The organism is Streptomyces sp. URMC 124, from assembly GCF_051386455.1.
Classification (GTDB): Bacteria; Actinomycetota; Actinomycetes; order Streptomycetales; family Streptomycetaceae; genus Streptomyces.
In genome coordinates this window covers 12,651-30,536 of the sequence record NZ_JBPQTS010000039.1, presented here as the reverse complement: position 1 = coordinate 30,536, position 17,886 = coordinate 12,651, and the positions used below count along the sequence as shown (strand labels likewise).

Here is a 17,886-nt window from a genome sequence, read left to right as displayed (position 1 = left end):
TCACGCGCGCTGGCTGCTGACGGAGACGGTCTCCCCGGTCATGTACGAGGAGTAGCCGCTGGCGAGGAAGACGATGACGTTGGCGACCTCCCAGGGCTCGGCCGCCCGCCCGAACGCCTCGCGCCGGGCCAGCTCCTCCAGCAGCTCCGGCGCGGTGACCTTCTCCAGGTGGGGGTGGAGGGCGAGGCTGGGCGCGACGGCGTTGACGCGCACGCCGTAGGAGGCGGCCTCCACCGCCGCGCAGCGGGTGAGGGCCATGACGCCGGCCTTGGCCGCGGCGTAGTGGGCCTGGCCGCGCTGGGCGCGCCAGCCGAGGACGGAGGCGTTGTTGACGACGACGCCTCCGGTGCCGTGCGCGCGCATCCGGCGCAGGGCGGCGCGGGTGCAGCGGAAGGTGCCGCCGAGGGTGGTGCCGACGACGGCGTCCCACTGTTCGTCGCTCATGTCGGCGAGGTCGGCGGTGCCGCCGAGGCCCGCGTTGTTGACGACGACGTCGAGGCCGCCGTGCCGCTCCTCGGCCAGCTCGAACAGGGCGGCGACCTGTGCCTCGTCGGTGACGTCGCAGAGCCGTCCGGCGACCTGGCGGGCGCCGAACTCCTCGCTCAGCGCGGCGACGGCGGCGCGCAGCCGCCGCGCGTGGAGGTCTCCGAGCACCACGCGGGCGCCCTCCTCCAGGAACCTGCGGGCGGTGGCGGCGCCGATCCCGGCGCCCGCCGCGGCGGTGATGACGGCGGTGCGGCCTAACAGCAGCTCGTGGGCGGGGAGGTAGGACGGCGGGCCGGGGCGGACAGCGGTGGACTCCTCGACGCTGCTCATGGCCGTACGTTAACCTACCAAACACTTGTTAGGGAAGGATGGTTGATGGCCACTGACCCTGTGACGAGCGGCGGCCGGCCGGACCCCGCCGGCCCCGTGGTGCGCTACGAGCGCAGCGGCCCCGTCGCGACCGTCACCATGAACCGGCCCGCGTACCGCAACGCCCAGAACTCCGCAATGACGTACGCCCTGGACGGGGCCTTCTACGAGGCGGCGGCCGACGACGAGGTCAAGGTGATCGTCCTGGCGGGCGCGGGCGAGCACTTCTCGTCCGGTCACGACATCGGCACGCCGGAGCGCGACGCCCACCTTGCGCACCCGCGCCGGGCGGGCCTGTGGTGGGACCACTCGGACAAGGCCGGTGCGGAGGGCCGGTTCGCGCGCGAGTCCGAGGTGTACCTGGGCATGTGCCGCCGCTGGCGCGAGCTCCCCAAGCCGCTGATCGCCTCGGTGCAGGGCGCCTGCGTGGCGGGCGGCCTGATGCTGGCCTGGATCTGCGACCTGATCGTCGCGAGCGAGGACGCCTTCTTCGCCGATCCGGTGGTCCGGATGGGCATCCCCGGCGTGGAGTACTTCGCGCACCCCTGGGTCCTGCCGCCGCGCGTCGCGAAGGAACTCCTCTACACGGGCGACCGGATGGGCGCGGCGCGCGCCCGCGAACTCGGCATGGTCAACCGCGTGGTGCCGCGCGAGCAGCTCGCCGCCCGCACCCGCGAACTCGCCGAACGCGTCGCCGCGATGCCCCGCATGGGCCTCGCCCTCGCCAAGCGCGCCGTCAACCAGGCCGAAGACCTCCAGGGCCTGCACGGCGGCCTCGACGCGGCGTTCGCCCTGCACCACCTCGCGCACGCGCACAACGCAGAGACCTCCGCCGATCCCCTGGCCGGGATGGACGTGCGCGCGATGAAGGCGAGGGCTGACCGGGCGGGAGGCGCCTGATGGACCTGGACCTGACGCTCGGGCAGGAGGCCTTCCGCGCGGAGGCCCGCACCTGGCTCGCCGAGCACGTCCCCCGCACGCCGCTCGCCTCGCCGGAGACCGAGGAGGGCTTCGCCGAACACCGCGCCTGGGAACGGACCCTGCACGCCGGCCGCTGGTCGGCCGTCTCGTGGCCGGCCGCGTACGGGGGCCGGGACCGCTCGTTCCTGGAGTGGCTCCTCTTCGAGGAGGAGTACTGGGCGGCCGGCGCACCGGCCCGGGTCTCCCAGAACGGCATCGGCCTGCTCGCCCCGACGCTCCTCGAACACGGCACGCAGGAGCAGCGGGCCCGGATCCTGCCGGCGATGGCGAGCGGGGAGACGGTGTGGGCGCAGGCGTGGTCGGAGCCCGAGGCCGGGTCGGACCTCGCGTCCCTGCGGTCGGTCGCCGTGCGTACGGCCGGCGGCTGGCTGCTCAGCGGGCAGAAGACGTGGTCGTCGCGGGCCGCGTTCGCCGACCGCGCCTTCGGGCTGTTCCGCAGCCACGCGAGCGCCGGGCGGCCCCACGAGGGCCTGACGTACGCGATGTTCGGGCTGGACGCACAGGGGGTGCGGGTGCGCCCGGTCGGGCGCCTCGACGGCAGGCCCGCATTCGCGGAGATCTTCCTGGACGAGGTGTTCGTTCCCGACCGGGACGTCGTGGGCACGCCCGGCGACGGCTGGCGCGTCGCCATGAGCACCGCGGGCAGCGAGCGCGGCCTCACCCTGCGCAGCCCGGGCCGCTACGTCGCCGCCGCGCGCCGGCTGGTCGCCCTGTGGCGGGTAGCCGCCGACCCCGGGGACACGGCGCTGCGCGACCGCGTGGCCGATGCGGTGGTGCGGGCCCGCGCCTACCAGTTGTACGGGTACGCGTGCGCGGCGGGCGGGCCGCGAGGGGCGGCCCCGCGTGCGCCGGAGCCGAGCCTCACCAAGCTGTTCTGGTCGGAGCTCGACCTGTCGCTGCACGAGACGGCGCTCGACCTGCTCGGCCCGTACGGCGAACTGGCCGGCCCGGCGGGCGACGCCCCGGCGCACGGCAGCTGGGCGGAGGGCTTCGTCTTCGCGCTGGCGGGGCCGGTGTACGCGGGCACGAACGAGATCCAGCGGGACATCGTCGCGGAGCGGCTGCTGGGGCTTCCGAAGGGGCGGCGGGCATGAGGGGCGCAGGCGGACGGGACGTCCGGCCGGACGGACAGGGGCGGTCGGCATGAGGTTCGCACTCGATGACGAGCAGCGGGAGTTCGGCCGGACGCTCGGCCGGATGCTGGGCTCGGCGGACACCCCCTCGGCCGTACGGGCCTGGGCGCGGGGCGACCACGGGCCGGGGCTCGCGCTGTGGGAGCGGCTGGCGCGGGCCGGGGTCTTCGGGCTGGCCGTGCCGGAGGCGTACGGCGGCGCGGGGCTGCTGCCGGTGGAGGCGGCGGTGGCCTTCACAGAGCTGGGCCGGCACGCGGTGCCGGGCCCGGTCGTGGAGACGGCCGCCGTGTCGGTGCTGCTGGCGCGGCTGGCCGGGGCGGGCCGGCCCCTCCTGGCGGAGGCCTGGCTGCCGCGCGTGTGCGACGGCGGGGCCCGGGTGACGGCGGCCCTGCCGGGCGCGCCGGGCGGCAGTCCGTACGCGTTGGACGCGGACGTGTGCGACGGGGTGTTCGTCGCGGCGGGCGGGCCGGACGACCTGTTCCTGGCCACCGGCCACGGGCCCGTCCAGCCCTCGCTGGACCCGGCGCGGCGGCTGGCCCTGCCGCGGTGCGGCGCGGAGCCGGTGGCCGCGGGGCGCGCGGTGCGCGAGGCGGCGCGGCACGCCGCGGACTGGGCGGCGTTCGCGGCGGCGGCGCAGGTGCTGGGCGTGGGGCTGGCCCTGCTGGAGCGGACGGTGGGGTACGTGGGGCGGCGCGAGCAGTTCGGCGTGCCGGTCGGCGCCTTCCAGGCGGTCAAGCACCGCTTGGCGGACGTCCGCGTGGGGCTGGAGTTCGCCGGGCCGCTCGTGCACGGCGCGGCCGTCGCCCTGGCGAGGGAGGCGCCGGAAGCCCGGGCGGAGGTCGCCGCCGCGAAGGCCGCGGCGTCCGACGCCGCCTACGCGGCGGCGAGGGCGGCCCTGCAGCTGCACGGGGCGATCGGTTACACCGCGGAGTACGACCTGTCGCTGTGGCTGGGGAAGGCGCGGGCGCTGCGGTCCGCGTGGGGCACGCCGGCGGAGTGCCGGGCCCGCACCCTCGATTTATTTTCTCAGTAAAACACTTGCTAATCTTTTGGGCATGCTGAGACGCCCCACCCTGCCCGCGCCCCTGCGCTCCGCCCTCCGGATCGGCCGGCCCGCGGACATCTGGTACAAGTCGGCCCTCAGCGGGGTGGCGGCCATGGCGGTCCCGTACGCCGCCCTGCTCGCCGCCGACCGGCTGGACCTCGCGCTCTACACCTCCGCCGGAGCCCTGTGCGCGCTCTTCGGCCACGACCGCCCCTACGCGGCGCGCGCCCGCACGCTCGCCCTGGTGGTGCTCGGCATGGCCGCGAGCGTGGGCGCGGCCCTGACCGCCGCCGCCCTCGCACCCTCCCCCGCCGTCCTGGTGGCGGTCGCCGCCGTGCTCGCCGCCGTGCAGAAGACGGCGTGCGACGCCTTCCGCACCGGCCCGCCGGGCCACATCGTCCTCACCTTCGTCACGGCGTCGGCGTGCTTCGCGCCGCAGCGCGCCGGGGACCTCCCGCTCCACCTCGGCCTGACCCTGGCCTGCGGCCTGTGGGCCTGGCTGGTCTGCATGGCGCCCGCCCTCGTCCGCCCGCACGGACCCGAGCGCATCGCCGCCGCCCGCGCCCTGGAGGCCGCGGCGCGGCTGGCCCGCGCGCACACGGCGAAGGCCGTCCCTGCGGCGGAGACGGCCCGCGCGCGCCACGCCGCCTGGCAGGCGCTGCTGCGCGCACCCGCGGCGGTGCGCGCCCACGTCCACGGCGAGCTCGCCCGCGGGCAGACGGCCGGGCACGGCGGCGGTACGGACACGGGGCGGTCCCCCGCGGCGGCCCCGGACGCCGGGCACTGGCAGGCCTGGGCCCGGGCCCTGCGCACGGGCCGCCCCCTGCCGGGGAACGCCCCCGCCGCACCCGGCCCGGGCGCGGTGCCGCCCCGGCCCCTCCCGGTGTCCCTGCTGCTGCCCGCGGGCGCCCGCGTGCTCGCTGGCTCCGCCCTGGCCGGGTGGGTCTCGCTCGCCTGCGGGGTCGGCCACCCGTACTGGGCCGTGGTCAGCGCCGCCTCGGTCGTGCAGGCCGGCGGCGGGCCGTCCTGGCAGCGCGCGCTGCAGCGGGTGCTGGGCAATCTCCTGGGCCTCGCGCTCTTCGCCGCGCTGACCCCCCTCGCCCGCACCGGTGAGGCCGCCATGGTCCTGGCCGTGCTCGTCCTGGTGGCCGGCGCCGAGGCGCTCATCTCCCGCAACTACTGGCTCGGCACGGTCTGCGTCACCCCGATGGCCCTGCTGCTGACCGAATTCGGCGGCAGCCGCCCCGCCGGGGAGCTCGTCGGCGACCGCTTGACCGATACGCTCGTCGGCGCGGCGGCGGGCCTGCTCGTCTGCGCGCTGGTCACCAACCGGCGGGCGGCGGACCGGGTCGACGCCGCCGTGGCCCGGGTGTCCGAGGCGCACGCCGCGGCCCTCGCCGTGACGGCGGGCGCGGCCGGCGTCCACGAGGCGGACCGCGCCCGCGACCGGCTCGCGGCCGCCCTCGTCGACCTGCGGGAGGCGGCCGACGCCGCGGCCGGCGAGTGGCGGCAGCGGACCGTCCCCGCGGAGCGGGTGGCCCGCACCGAGCACGACGGCCACCGCGCGCTGGCCTCCCTCGTCCGGGGGCACGCACCGGGCAGCGGCGCGGCGGTGATATGAGGGCTCCCTCCGGACGGTCGCCGGCGGGACGGCAGAATCTACCCGGAGCACCGACTGGAAAGGATCACCAACGTGACCGAGGACATCGTCGCGCGCGTGCTGCGGCAGTGGCAGCAGGTCCACCCCGGACTCGACACCGCGCCGATGGCCGTGATCGGCCGGCTCAACCGCTGCGCGGCGCTGCTCCAGCAGGCCACGGACGCCCCGCTGGTGCGCGAGGGCCTGACGCGGGCCGAGTTCGACATCCTCGGCACGCTGCGGCGCACGGGGCGCGAGCTGACGCCGGGCCAGATCGCCCGGGAGACCTTCGCCTCCGGGGCCGCCGTCACCAAACGGCTGCGGGTGCTCGAAGCGCGCGGCCTGGTCGCGCGCCGCGCCGACGAGCGCGACCGGCGGGTGGCCCACCTGTCCCTGACGGACGACGGCCGCGAGCTCATCGACCGGCTGATCCCGCACCAGCTGGGCTACGAGAGCGCGCTCCTCGAAGGGCTCGGCGAGGGGCGCCGGGCCGACCTCGCCGAGACCCTGGCGGAGCTGCTCGTCCTGCTGGAGGGGCGGCTCGGCGGCCTGCAGCCCTAGCCCGGGAGGGGCGCCGACGCCGCTCCCGCCCCCATTTTCGGGCCGTACCCCTGGGGGGTACGGCCCGAAGTCGTTCCCCGCCCCTTGCGCGCGATACACCCGGGGGGTATACATGAACCTAAGAGATACCCCCTAGGGGTATGAGGGGAACGGGCACGAGGAGCGCGGATGAGCACCACGACGAGCAGTACCACCGGCACGGCCGAGGTCGAACTCGCGATCGGCGGCATGACCTGCGCCTCCTGCGCCGCCCGGATCGAGAAGAAGCTCAACCGCATGGAGGGCGTCGAGGCCACGGTCAACTACGCCACCGAGAAGGCCCGGGTCTTCCACGGCGAGGGCGTCTCGGTGGACGACCTGATCGCCACCGTGGTGGCCACGGGCTACACCGCCGAGCCGCCCGCGCCCGCCGAGGCGGCGCCCTCCGGGGGCCCGGAGGGACAGCCCGCCGCGGAGGGCGACGAGCTGCGGACGCTGCGGCAGCGGCTGATCACGGCCGTGACGCTGGCCGTTCCGGTCGTCCTGCTGGCCATGGTGCCCGCTCTGCAGTTCGAGTACTGGCAGTGGCTGTCGCTGACCCTGACGGCACCCGTCGTCACGTACGCCGCCTGGCCCTTCCACCGCGCCGCGTTCACCAACGCCCGGCACGGCGCCGCCACCATGGACACCCTGATCTCGGTGGGCACCTCCGCGGCGTTCCTGTGGTCGGTGTGGGCGCTGTTCCTCGGCGACGCGGGCATGCCGGGCATGACGCACTCCTTCGACCTGACGGTCGCCCGCGGCGACGGCGCGGAGAACATCTACCTGGAGGCCGCGGCGGGCGTCACCGCCTTCATCCTGGCGGGCCGGTACTTCGAGGCCCGCTCCAAGCGCAAGGCCGGGGCCGCGCTGCGGGCCCTGATGGAGCTGGGGGCCAAGGAGGTCACGGTCCTAAGGGGCGGGAGCGAGGAGCGCATCCCCGTCTCCGGGCTGGTCACCGGCGACCGCTTCCTCGTCCGGCCCGGCGAGAAGATCGCCACCGACGGCACGGTCGTCGAGGGCAGCTCCGCCGTGGACGCCTCGATGCTGACCGGCGAGTCCGTCCCCGTCGAGGTCGGCGTGGGCGACGCGGTCACCGGCGCCACGCTCAACGCGGGCGGCCGCCTCGTCGTCGAGGCCACCCGCGTCGGCGCGGACACCCAGCTGGCCCGGATGGCGAAGCTCGTGGAGGACGCGCAGAACGGCAAGGCCGCCGCCCAGCGCCTCGCCGACCGCATCTCCGCCGTCTTCGTGCCCGTCGTCATCGTCCTCGCGCTCGCCACCCTCGGGTTCTGGCTCGCCACCGGGGCGGGCGCGACCGCCGCGTTCACCGCGGCCGTGGCCGTGCTGATCATCGCCTGCCCGTGCGCCCTGGGGCTCGCCACGCCCACCGCCCTGATGGTCGGCACCGGGCGCGGCGCCCAGCTCGGCATCCTCATCAAGGGCCCCGAGGTCTTGGAGACCACCCGCAAGGCCGACACCGTCCTCCTCGACAAGACCGGCACCGTGACCACCGGCCGCATGACCCTGCTCGCCGTCCGCACCGCCGACGGCGTGAGCCGGACCGAGGCCCTGCGGCTGGCCGGCGCGCTGGAGCACTCCTCGGAGCACCCCATCGCCCGGGCCGTCGCCGCGGGCGCCGCCGAGCGCACCGGCACGCTGCCCGTGCCGGAGGACTTCGCCAACGTCCCCGGCCTCGGCGTCCAGGGCGTCGTCGAGGGCCACGCCGTCCTCGTCGGCCGGGAGAAGCTGCTCGCCGACTGGGCGATGGACCTGCCGGCCGGGCTGCGGGAGGCGAAGGACGCCGCCGAGGCCGCGGGCCGCACGGCCGTCGTCGTCGCCTGGGACGGCGAGGCCCGCGCGGTGCTGGAGGTGGCCGACGCGGTCAAGGACACCAGTGCGGAGGCCGTCGGGCGGCTGCGCGCGCTCGGCCTGACGCCCGTCCTGCTCACCGGTGACAACAAGGCCGTCGCCGAAGCGGTCGCCGCCGAGGTCGGCATCGACGAGGTGATCGCCGAGGTCCTGCCGCAGGACAAGGTCGACGTCGTCAAGCGGCTGCAGGCCGAAGGCCGCTCGGTCGCCATGGTGGGCGACGGCGTCAACGACGCGGCCGCCCTCGCCCAGGCCGACCTGGGCCTGGCCATGGGCACCGGCACCGACGCCGCCATCGAGGCCGGCGACCTCACGCTCGTCCGCGGCGACCTGCGCACCGCCGCCGACGCCATCCGCCTCGCCCGGCGGACGCTCGGCACCATCAAGGCCAACCTCTTCTGGGCCTTCGCCTACAACGTGGCGGCCCTGCCGCTGGCGGCCGCGGGGCTGCTCAACCCGATGATCGCGGGGGCCGCGATGGCCTTCTCCTCGGTCTTCGTCGTCGGCAACAGCCTCCGGCTGCGCGGCTTCCGTCCCCTCGGCTGAAACCGGCCGCCACCGGCCCATGCCGGATACGTGAGCAATTCGTAACAAGCGCAACGCTCGTCCCCTCCCCCGCCCTCTCCCTCGGTGTAAGGGACACCGAGAGGGAGGGCGGGGCGACGTCATGGCGCTGCCGAAGAAGCACAGGAACCGGATCGCGGCCACTGCGGCGGTCTTCGCGATAGCCGCGGGGACGCTCGCCGTGGCCGTCAACGAGCGTGACAGCGGCAGCACTTCCCGCGCCGCGGAGCGGCCCGCGGCCGGCAGGACGGTCAGCCAGGAGATCGAGCACCTGCCGGAGGACTCCGGCAAGGCCGTCAACCTCACGATCGACGACGGCCCGGACCCGACCTGGACGCCCAAGGTGCTGGACGTGCTCAGGGCGAACGGCGTGAAGGCCACGTTCTGCATGACGGGCCCCAACGCGCAGAAGCACCCGGACCTCGTCAAGAAGGTCGTCGCGGGCGGCCACCGGCTGTGCGACCACTCCATGTCGCACGACACCACCATGGACAAGAAGCCGGTGGCCTACCAGGAGAAGGAGATCCTGGACGCCCAGAAGCTCATCGAAGAGGCCTCGGGCGGCGAGCCGGTGCGCTACTACCGGGCACCCGGCGGGGCGTTCACCCCGGACAGCCGGCGCATCGCCGCCGGGCACGGGATGCGCCCGCTCGGCTGGAACGTGGACACCAAGGACTTCGAACGCCCGGGAGTCGACAGGATCCTCGGCACCGTCGACCGCGAGCTGGGCAAGGGTCCGACGATCCTGATGCACGACGCCGGCGGCCCGCGCACCCAGACCGTGGAGGCCCTCGAACGGCTCCTGCCCAAGCTCAAGCAGCAGGGCTACGCCTTCAGCTTCCCGCGGACGTGACCCGGCCCGCCGGCCCCGGCCCTCAGCCGCGGATCCGGACCCGGCCCCGAACCCGGCCCCGGATCAGCGGGACGGGGCCGGGGTCGGCAGCTTGCCGGCCGGGAAGGCGTTGTTGCTGTCGCAGACCAGGTCGGAGATGACGAACCCGCCGCCGCTGAGCTCGACCTTGACGTCGTGGATCTGCCTGCCCCGCGGCACCTCGTTGGCGGCCGCCGTGCAGACGAACTGGGCCTTGGAGACGGGCGTCAGGCGCAGGACGTTGAACGGCATCTGGATGCTCACCCGCAGCGTGCCGGTGGTGACGTGCACCTCGCCCTTCATCTTGGGCACGTCGGTGTACAGGCCCCGGACGCGCTGGTCCTCGTCCGGCCCGTCCAGCAGCAGCGCGATGGCGTCCTCCGCGCCGAGTTTGGCCTTGGCCTGGCGGGTCACCTGCGTGACGCCGGTGGGCGACATGAAGTAGAGCTTGGCCTCGGCCGAGTTGACCTCCCCCTGCCGCTTGGCCCCCGTGGCGGGCTGCCCCACGTCGATCACGTCGGTGGTGGTGACGCCGCAGCCCGCGAGCGCGGCGGCCAGCAGGACGGCCGGGGCCGCGCGTCGCGCCCTCATGCCGCCTCGCCCCCGCACTGCCGCAGCGGCAGGTCCACGGTGAACACCGCGCCTCCTCCGGGTCGGTTGGCCGCCCGCACGGTGCCCTCGTGCAGGCGTACGTTCTCCAGGGTGATCGCGAGTCCGAGGCCGCTGCCCTCGGAGCGGGCCCGGGCGGAGTCCGCCTTGAAGAACCGCTCGAAGACGTGCGGCAGCACCTCGGGGTCGATGCCCCGGCCGCGGTCCGCGATCTCGATCAGCAGCCTCCGCCCGGAGCCCTCCCCGGTCACCCGGACCGCGACGTCCACCGGTTCGCCGCCGTGCTTGAGGGCGTTGCCGACGAGGTTGGCGACCACGACGTCGATGCGGCGCGGGTCCAGCCGGGCGCGCAGGCCCTCGGGCAGGTCGGCGGCCACCTTGTCCTGCCAGCCGCGGGCCTGCAGGGTCTTGCGGACGGTCTCGCAGACGTCGACCTCGTCCACGTGGAGGGCCGCGGCGCCCGCGTCGAAGCGGGAGATCTCCATCAGGTCCTCGACCATCCGCGCGAGCTTGCCGGTCTCCTCGCTGATGAGGCGGACGGCGTAGGCGGTGTCGGGGTCGAGGGAGTCCGCGTCGTCGTCGAGGACGTCGACGACGGCGGTCATGGCGGCCAGCGGGGTGCGCAGCTCGTGCGAGACGTCGGCGGCGAAGCGCCGCGAGTTGGCCTCCATGCGGCGCAGCTCGGCGACGTTCTCCTCCAGGGCCTCGGCCATGTCGTTGAAGGTGCGCGAGAGGTCGGCGAGCTCGTCGCGGCCGGTGACCTTCAGGCGGGTGTCCAGTTCCCCGGCGGCGAGCTTGCGGGAGGCGCGGCGCAGTTCGCGCACGGGCCGCAGCACGCCGCGGGCGGCGATCAGGGCCGGTACGGCGGCCAGGGCGACCGCGGGCAGGGCGCCGCTCTGCGCGGCCTTGACCAGGGCCTGGACGTTCGCCTCGTCCTCGCGGAGCGGCATCTGCGCGTACACCTCCAGCCCGGAGGCCTCGCTGCTGCCGCGGTAGGTGACCGGCAGCCCGATGGCGAGCCAGGGGTCGCCGTCGCTGTCCAGGCGCTGGAAGGCCGGGATGCCCGAGCGCACCTTCTCCTGGACGCCGCGCGGGATGATCCGGCCGTGGTCGCCGCGGGGCACGAGCCCGCTGCCGCGGTAGCGCACGTAGACGGTCCAGCGCTGGGCGCTGCCGGCGGCGTTGAGCCGGTGCTGGAGATCCTGCAGGGCCTGCGCGGACAGCGGGAAGGCGTAGTCCGGCACCTGCGAGTTCACCTGGGAGCGCAGGGCCTCGATGGCCGTGTCCTGGGTGCGCTTGAGGATGGCGGTGCGGGCTTCGCGGAAGGTCAGCGCCGCCGTGGTGAGCGCGCTGAGCGCGGCGACCAGCAGGAACGCGACGACGAGGCGGGCGCGCAGGCCGGCGGCGACGCCGCGCAGGGACGGCCGGCGCAGGGCGGGCACGTGCAGGGACGGCATCCGCAGGCCGGGCATGCGCGGGGCGGGCCGTCTCACAGGGGTCCGAAGCGGTAGCCGAAGCCGCGGACGGTCTGGATGTACTTGGGCGACCGGGTGGAGTCCTCGACCTTGGTGCGCAGTCGCATCACGCAGGCGTCCACCAGGCGGGCGTCCCCGTGGTAGCTGTGCTCCCACACGTGCTCCAGGAGCTGCTGGCGGCTGAAGACGCGGCCCGGGGTGGCCGACAGGTACAGCAGCAGCTTCAGCTCGGAGGGGGCGAGCGGCAGGTCCTGGCCGTGCTTGGCCACGAGCAGGCCCTTGCGGTCGACGGTCAGGTCGCCGTGGATCTCCACGGGCTGGAGGGCGGCCGGGTCCGGGCCGCCGTCGCCGGGGGCGGCGCGGCGCAGCACGGCGCGGATGCGGGCCTCCAGGACCTCGCCGCGGGCGGGCTTGACGATGTAGTCGTCGGCGCCGGCTTCGAGGCCGAGGACGACGTCTATGTCGTCACCGCGCGCGGTGAGCATGATGATCGGGATCTGCTGGGTGGCGCGGATGCGGCGGCACACCTCGAAGCCGCTCTTGTCGGGGAGCATGAGGTCGAGCAGGACGAGGTCGGGCCGGAACGTGTCCATGGCGGCGAGCCCGGCCTCGCCGGTCGCCGCGCCTTCCACCTCGTGGCCGCGGCGGCGCAGGGTGAGGGTGACGCCGTCCCGTACCGCGCGGTCGTCCTCGATCAGCAGTACCCGTGACATGCGGACAGTATCGTTCCCCACTGCACACTCGTGCGTCGCACGGGCCTCCGAACAGCGGAACTGTCACGGATTGCTCATATTCGCTCCCGGGCCGGACGGCCGTCCCCGGAGCCTACTCCCCGCACGGCCCCTTGCTCTGCAGGGCTCACTGCTCCGCAGCCGTGACGGCCGGCGGCGAGAGGTAGACGCGGTGGCCCCCGCCGGACCTCCCCTCCGGCATCGCTGCCGCGCGCCAGGTCCGGGCGAAGGCGGGCGGCTGCCCGTGCGGGGGCACCAGGATTCCGACCGGCTGCCGTGCGGCCAGCCGTGCCAGCTCCCGCTCGGTGACGGAGGCGTCCGGGCCCGTGGTCTGCCGCGAGGCGCAGCCGGTGTGGAACGCGAGGGGGACCGCGCGGTCCCCGGAGAGCACGCAGGGCGGCCGTACGCCGAGCCGGTGCAGGCGGGCGGCATCGGCCCCGTTCGCGATCCGCAGGAGACGGCTGCGGTCGGCGGCGTGGGCCGCGATGCGCGCCTGGACCGCCAGGTGCCCGCACAGCCCGATCACCACCAGCCCGGCCGGCAGCGCCCGCAGTCGCCCACCCGGGGCCGCGGCCCATCGCAGGCAGAGCGCCGCCGGCAGGGCGAGCAGCGCGTAGGCGGGCAGCAGGAAGCGCGGGGCCGCGTAGCCGACGGTGAACAGGTAGGGAGCCGCCAGGGCCGCCGCGGCCACGACCGGTACGAGGGCCGAGGCCGTCCGCCCGGCCCGCACCGCGGCCCGCACTCCGCCCGCCACCACGACCGGCAGGGCGAACCACCACACGGCCGCCGCCTTGTGCCGCCAGGGCACCGTGCACGGCCGGCACAGCCCGCGCCCGTCCAGGGCGCGCAGGTGGTCGTCGAGGGCGAAGTGCCATCCCAGGCCGCCCTGGATCTCGCCCGCGCGCCGCAGGCGGGCCGCGAGCCCGCCATAGGCGGTGTACGCCTCGGCCACCCACGGCGCGCAGCCCACCAGCAGGCCCGCCGCAAGGGCCGCCCACAGCACCGGGCGGCGCCACCGGCGGACGCACACCGCGCAGCAGGCCAGCGCCGCCACCAGCCACACGGCGTCCGGCGGCCGCATCAGCGCCGTCACCGCCACCCCCGCGGCCGTCCAGGCGGCGGCCGCCCGGTCGTGCCCGTCGCGCGCGAGCCGCAGGAAGGCGCCGGTGGCCAGGAGCGCCCCGTACGCGCTCCACAGGTTGGGCATCACCTGCGGCCCGTAGAAGAGGGACACCCACAGCCCGGCGAACAGGGCGGCCGCCAGGGCGAGCACGCCCGCCGGCAGCAGCCTGCGCCACACGCGCAGCGCCAGGAAAAGGCCGGCACCCGACAACAGGGCCATCCACACGCGCAGGGCGAGGACCGACGGGGTCAGCCGGACGAGCGGTGCGGCCGGATAGGTGATGCCGCGGGCCCGCGGCGCGCTGAAGTACGGCGCGGGCACGATGCGGCTGACCTGCCCGGCGTACACCGTCTCGTCCCAGCCCAGCCCCGTGCCCGGCACGGTCAGCGCCAGCTGGACGAGCACGTAGAGCACGCACACCGCCGCCACCGGCAGCATGCGTCCCGGGGGCGGAGCGGCCTCGGCGGCCCTCCGGCCGGGCGTCCCCGCCGGAGCGTCGACGGATTCGAGCACGGCGCGCGGGACCTTGCGGTCAGTCGCCGTCCTCCAGGCGGAAGCCGACCTTCAGGCCCACCTGGTAGTGGCCGATCGCGCCGTCCACGAGGTGTCCCCGGATCTGGGTGACCTCGAACCAGGACAAGTGACCGCTTACAGGTATCCAGACGGCATAAGGAATAATGGGCCTATGAGCGACACCAGTAACCTGATCGACTTGTTCTGCCGCAAGTCCAAGGCAGTGAAGTCGAGGGCGAGCCGGGGTCGAAAGCGAGAGCTGAGTACATCGGCGCAAGAGGCGCGCGGAAGGGCTGTAGCGACCGAGCTGGGGCTCACCGTGCGGCACGTGTGGATCGAGGTGGGTTCAGCATCGCGCTTCAGCAAGCGCAAGCAGCGGGACGAGCAGGACAAGGCTCTCGACGCGCTGGTCAAGGGGGAGACCGGCGCGTTGTGGGTCTACAAGCTGGACCGGTGGGACCGTACGGGTGCGGGCGCGATCCTGAAGATCATCGAGCCTGAGGACGGCATACCCCGACGGCTGCTGTTCGACAACGGTGACCCGGACAACCCCGGCATCGGCCTGGACTCGACCAACCGCCGCGACCGAGGCGAGTTGATCAGGGCGGCCGAGCGTGCGCGTGAGGAGACGGACCTCCTGTCCGAGCGCGTCACGGACACGAAGGCGCATCAGCGGAGCACCGGACAGTGGGTCCAGGGCCGCGCGCCTTATGGCACCGAGATCGTGATTGTCGAGGACCCCGACGACCCGGAAGAAGAGCGCCGGACCCTGCGTCGGTGCGACGAGCCGGCCGACCCTGATCGCCCCGAGGGGCCGACCAAGGGGGACATTGCCCGTCGGATCATCGTCGAGACTGCCGACGACGAACCGTCTACGCGCAGGATGGCGGCCACCCTCGAAGACGAGGGATTTCCCGGCCCTCGTGGTCCCGGCTCGAAGTGGATCCACACCACCGTCCGGTCCATGATCCATAACCCGATCTACGCCGGATGGCAGACCATCCGTCCGAACGGCACTACGCGGCACCAGGTCTTCAGGGACGAGAAGGGCAACCGCGTCCGTGTCTGGGAGGGACTGGTGACGGACGCAGAGCAGCACGCAGCCATGGACAGACTGAGCGGAGTCCAACACTCTCCGAAGACTCAGCGGATGATGCAGGCAGGCGGCAGGGCCCGACACCTGATCACGAGCTACACGTTCTGCACGGGTGACGGTTCGCGGATGCAGCACAACGGCAAGGGATACAAATGCTCGCGTTGGGAGTACTGCCCTCGGCCGGCGTTCGTCAGCAGGAAGCCCATCGAGGAGTACGTGTTCGAGCGCTGGATCACGCGGCTGGGGGCATCGACGCCGGGCGATCCTTTGCAGACGCTCGTGGCCCAGCGGTGGGCAGCCCTCGTGCAGCCGGAGGAGACGGCGGAGGCTCGGCAGGCAGCAGAGGCGCTGAAGAGCGCTGAGGCGGCCATGAAGAGGCTGGAGAAGGACCGGCGCGCCGGCCTGTATGACGGGGCGGCGGAGCCGCTGTACGCGCCGGCTATGCGTGAGGCCATCGCGGATGTGGATGTGGCCCGCAAGCGAGTCAAGCAAACGGCAAGTGCGTCGTCGTTGGACATCGACTTCCTTGTCGACCCGTTGCAAGCACGGGAGGCGTGGGAAGGCGCGGACAGCGCCCTCCGACGGGAGCTGATACGCCTGGCAATAACTCGCATCGATGTGGCCAAGGCCCCCTACCACGCAGCCCCCTGGAACGGTGACAAGCGTGTGTGGATCACTTGGGTCGATGGTCACAGTGACCACGAGGTCGGACCCTTGGATATTGCTGCGTAAAGGCGCTCATCGGCGCTGGTAGCAGCGCGAAAGCCGCTGTCCGTACCTTCTCTCCTGTACGCGAACGAGGAGAAGAAGGAGCGGGCAGCGGCTTTTCTGCTGATGCACGAGCGGCCATCCGCTCGGTGGCCCCTGGTGCTGTACCCCACCCGAACTTAATCAAGGTGCAAGGCCGAGAGCGCCACGCGCGCGCGTGCGCAGAAGACGAGCGACGCCCCGTAGCGCGGCCCTGCACACCGCCCTGCCTGGCGCGGTCCCGTGGTGACTCTCCTCCCACGGTTCGACCCCGGGCGGGGCGCTGGACGACGAACCGACGGTGTCGGCGAGCCTGGGCTTGCCGACACCGGGTCCACCGGTAACGGCCCCCGTCGGCTACCGGGCGGCCAGCCACGCAGCGACGCCGGAACTGGTCAGAGTCGTGATCAAGGCCAAGAACCGGATCGGCGGGCGCCCGACGGTCACACGGACGCTGCCACAACGGATGTCGAGGTACGGGCGCGGTGCGGTCTTCATCGTGAGCCCCTTCGGTCTGGGCGGCCTTGCCGTGGACGGTACCGAGGCCGTGTTGGCCCGCATCGTCGTACAGCACGGCCAGTTTCCCTCCCAGTCCGTTGGAGTTGCTAAGTGGCGTGGTCCACCAGCACCCGCCGTGCTCAGCTTCCCCGTAACTGGGCGCAGCTACGCGCCGCCGTCCTCTTGCGGGATGCGCACCTGTGCCGGTGGGTCCGGTACGACACCGGTCTGCCGTGCTTCGAGGAGGCCACCGAGGTGGACCATCGCTTCGACCCGCACGACCACCGGCCCGAGGCGCTGTGGTCGCTGTGCCACTGGCACCACGCTCGTAAGACGGCGCAGGAAGCGGCGGCCGGCCGGAAGCGGGCCCGCCAAGCCCGCGAGGTACCCAGCAGCCGCAGGCCCCACCCTGGGGCGCTGTAGGCCCCCTGAGCCTGCGCGAACCCCCCGGGGTGCTTCCGGGAGAGGCCCCCGGGCCGCAGCGCCCGGTGGGGTACGTGGCCCGCGCGGAGCGCGTGGCCGGTGGGTGTGGAGGGGCCCTTCGGTGCACCTGCCGCGTTCCGCCTGATCTGCTGCGCCCTGGGTACCCAAGTCCCGCTGGCGCTGATGATCTGGGTCAAGGGCAACGACGAGGCGTACAGGCCGTTCACGGCGGAGTGGGTGACCGGCGACTCGTCGGCCCTTCCGCCGGTCAGGGCCTAGCCTCACCGGCTAGTCCAAGTGGGCAAGTGCTCTGGTGATGAGCGCCTTGGCGCGCTCGCCGTATACGGCAGACCTCTTCAGCATGTCGAAGGCTTTCGCGTACAGGGCAATTTCCCGTGGCTGGGTTACCGAGAACTCAGCAGAGTACGTCTCGACGAGTACAAGCTTGTCGTCGAACATCGAGAACGAGTTGCCGGGCCAGAGGTGCATCGGTGCGTCGCGCGGGATGAACCCGAGGCTGAGGCGTGGAAGACGCATGACCGCGAGGAGCCGGTCCAGTTGGCCGCGCATGACGTCTTTCCCGCCGATGTTCGTGTACAGGGCTTGTTCGGAAAGGAGCACATTGAATATACGGTCACCCTGATAGAGGTACTGCTGGCGTTCCATGCGCTTGGCCACCGCAGCATCCGTGTCGTCAGGGATCTCGTAGAAATTGACGACTTGCTGGAACATTGCAGCGGCGTACTCGGCTGTCTGGAGCGTGCCCCACACCACTGTGGGGTGGAAGATCCGGAATACCTTGGTCTTCGCGTAGACGGGGAGCGCCTTGCGCTGTCGTTGCTCCGCCCCGGTGTGGAGTTGGCGTCGCCACTCCAGCCACAGTTCCTCGATGTGCCGGACCGTGGCGATCAGGTCATCGACCTGGTCGTCGGTGCTGGTCTTCCGGCACCAGAGCCGGATGTCGTCCTCGCTGGCGTTCTGCCGTCCGTTCTCGATACGCGAGACCTTGGATTCCTGCCAGCCCATAGCTGCCGCGAACGCCCGGCCGCTGGCGAATCCCGCGTCCTTGCGGAACCCGCGCAGCCGGGCGCCCAGGGCCTCACGGGCCTCTTGTGCTCTGTTGCTCACTGGT

Annotated in this window: 17 protein-coding genes; 10 read left to right on the top strand and 7 right to left on the bottom strand. The window is 73.7% G+C overall.

All coding sequences use genetic code 11. The features are described from left to right. Positions 1–816 carry an SDR family oxidoreductase gene (locus tag ACSNOG_RS11235; RefSeq protein ID WP_436752444.1) on the bottom strand — a complete coding sequence of 272 codons (816 nt, stop codon included), beginning with the start codon at positions 814–816 and terminating at the stop codon, positions 1–3. 45 nt (positions 817–861) lie between these two features. Here ACSNOG_RS11235 and ACSNOG_RS11230 point away from each other — a divergent pair, with 45 nt between their 5' ends. From ACSNOG_RS11230 to ACSNOG_RS11200, 7 genes are all read left to right on the top strand, one after another. Then, complete coding sequence (locus ACSNOG_RS11230) at positions 862–1,755, top strand: enoyl-CoA hydratase (RefSeq protein ID WP_436752443.1); 894 nt, start codon at positions 862–864, stop codon at positions 1,753–1,755. Continuing rightward, positions 1,755–2,930 carry an acyl-CoA dehydrogenase family protein gene (locus ACSNOG_RS11225; RefSeq protein WP_436752442.1) on the top strand — a complete coding sequence of 392 codons (1,176 nt, stop codon included), beginning with the start codon at positions 1,755–1,757 and terminating at the stop codon, positions 2,928–2,930. Before ACSNOG_RS11230 ends, ACSNOG_RS11225 begins: the two co-directional genes overlap by 1 nt. Positions 2,931–2,979: 49 nt before the next feature. Next, a complete protein-coding gene (locus tag ACSNOG_RS11220) occupies positions 2,980–4,002 on the top strand; it encodes an acyl-CoA dehydrogenase family protein (RefSeq protein WP_436752441.1) in 1,023 nt (340 codons plus the stop codon). Between the two features lie 22 nt (positions 4,003–4,024). Beyond that, on the top strand, positions 4,025–5,635 hold the full coding sequence (locus ACSNOG_RS11215) for an FUSC family protein (RefSeq protein ID WP_436752440.1): 1,611 nt from the start codon (positions 4,025–4,027) through the stop codon (positions 5,633–5,635). Between the two features lie 72 nt (positions 5,636–5,707). Further along, positions 5,708–6,214, top strand: coding sequence for a MarR family winged helix-turn-helix transcriptional regulator (locus ACSNOG_RS11210; protein ID WP_436752439.1), 507 nt, complete (start codon positions 5,708–5,710; stop codon positions 6,212–6,214). 168 nt (positions 6,215–6,382) lie between these two features. Further along, on the top strand, positions 6,383–8,650 hold the full coding sequence (locus ACSNOG_RS11205) for a heavy metal translocating P-type ATPase (RefSeq protein WP_436752438.1): 2,268 nt from the start codon (positions 6,383–6,385) through the stop codon (positions 8,648–8,650). Positions 8,651–8,771: 121 nt separating this feature from the next. Further along, positions 8,772–9,521, top strand: a complete 750-nt coding sequence (locus tag ACSNOG_RS11200) for a polysaccharide deacetylase family protein (protein WP_436752437.1) — start codon at positions 8,772–8,774, stop codon at positions 9,519–9,521. A gap of 63 nt (positions 9,522–9,584) precedes the next feature. On the opposite strand, the gene ACSNOG_RS11195 is transcribed toward ACSNOG_RS11200, so the two are convergent. The 5 genes from ACSNOG_RS11195 to ACSNOG_RS11175 form a co-directional block, all read right to left on the bottom strand. Next, a complete protein-coding gene (locus ACSNOG_RS11195) occupies positions 9,585–10,130 on the bottom strand; it encodes a hypothetical protein (protein WP_436752436.1) in 546 nt (181 codons plus the stop codon). Next, positions 10,127–11,620: an ATP-binding protein gene (locus ACSNOG_RS11190; protein WP_436752435.1), complete on the bottom strand. Its 1,494-nt coding sequence runs from the start codon at positions 11,618–11,620 to the stop codon at positions 10,127–10,129. The genes ACSNOG_RS11195 and ACSNOG_RS11190 overlap by 4 nt, the downstream gene beginning before the upstream one ends. 17 nt (positions 11,621–11,637) lie before the next feature. Then, positions 11,638–12,336, bottom strand: coding sequence for a response regulator (locus ACSNOG_RS11185; RefSeq protein WP_436752434.1), 699 nt, complete (start codon positions 12,334–12,336; stop codon positions 11,638–11,640). Between the two features lie 145 nt (positions 12,337–12,481). Continuing rightward, the gene (locus ACSNOG_RS11180) at positions 12,482–13,990 is read right to left on the bottom strand and encodes a hypothetical protein (RefSeq protein WP_436752433.1); all 1,509 of its coding nucleotides are present in this window, start codon (positions 13,988–13,990) and stop codon (positions 12,482–12,484) included. A gap of 19 nt (positions 13,991–14,009) precedes the next feature. Further along, a complete protein-coding gene (locus ACSNOG_RS11175; RefSeq protein ID WP_436752432.1) occupies positions 14,010–14,267 on the bottom strand; it encodes a dodecin family protein in 258 nt (85 codons plus the stop codon). Here ACSNOG_RS11175 and ACSNOG_RS11170 point away from each other — a divergent pair. From ACSNOG_RS11170 to ACSNOG_RS11160, 3 genes are all read left to right on the top strand, one after another. Further along, positions 14,163–15,818, top strand: a complete 1,656-nt coding sequence (locus ACSNOG_RS11170) for a recombinase family protein (protein ID WP_436752431.1) — start codon at positions 14,163–14,165, stop codon at positions 15,816–15,818. The genes ACSNOG_RS11175 and ACSNOG_RS11170 overlap by 105 nt on opposite strands. A 624-nt stretch (positions 15,819–16,442) precedes the next feature. After that, positions 16,443–16,754 carry an HNH endonuclease gene (locus tag ACSNOG_RS11165; RefSeq protein ID WP_436752430.1) on the top strand — a complete coding sequence of 104 codons (312 nt, stop codon included), beginning with the start codon at positions 16,443–16,445 and terminating at the stop codon, positions 16,752–16,754. Positions 16,755–16,853: 99 nt separating this feature from the next. Then, positions 16,854–17,033: a hypothetical protein gene (locus ACSNOG_RS11160; RefSeq protein WP_436752429.1), complete on the top strand. Its 180-nt coding sequence runs from the start codon at positions 16,854–16,856 to the stop codon at positions 17,031–17,033. Positions 17,034–17,042: 9 nt separating this feature from the next. Here ACSNOG_RS11160 and ACSNOG_RS11155 read toward each other — a convergent pair whose 3' ends face one another. Further along, a complete protein-coding gene (locus ACSNOG_RS11155; RefSeq protein WP_436752428.1) occupies positions 17,043–17,882 on the bottom strand; it encodes a helix-turn-helix domain-containing protein in 840 nt (279 codons plus the stop codon). Positions 17,883–17,886 lie beyond the last annotated feature (4 nt).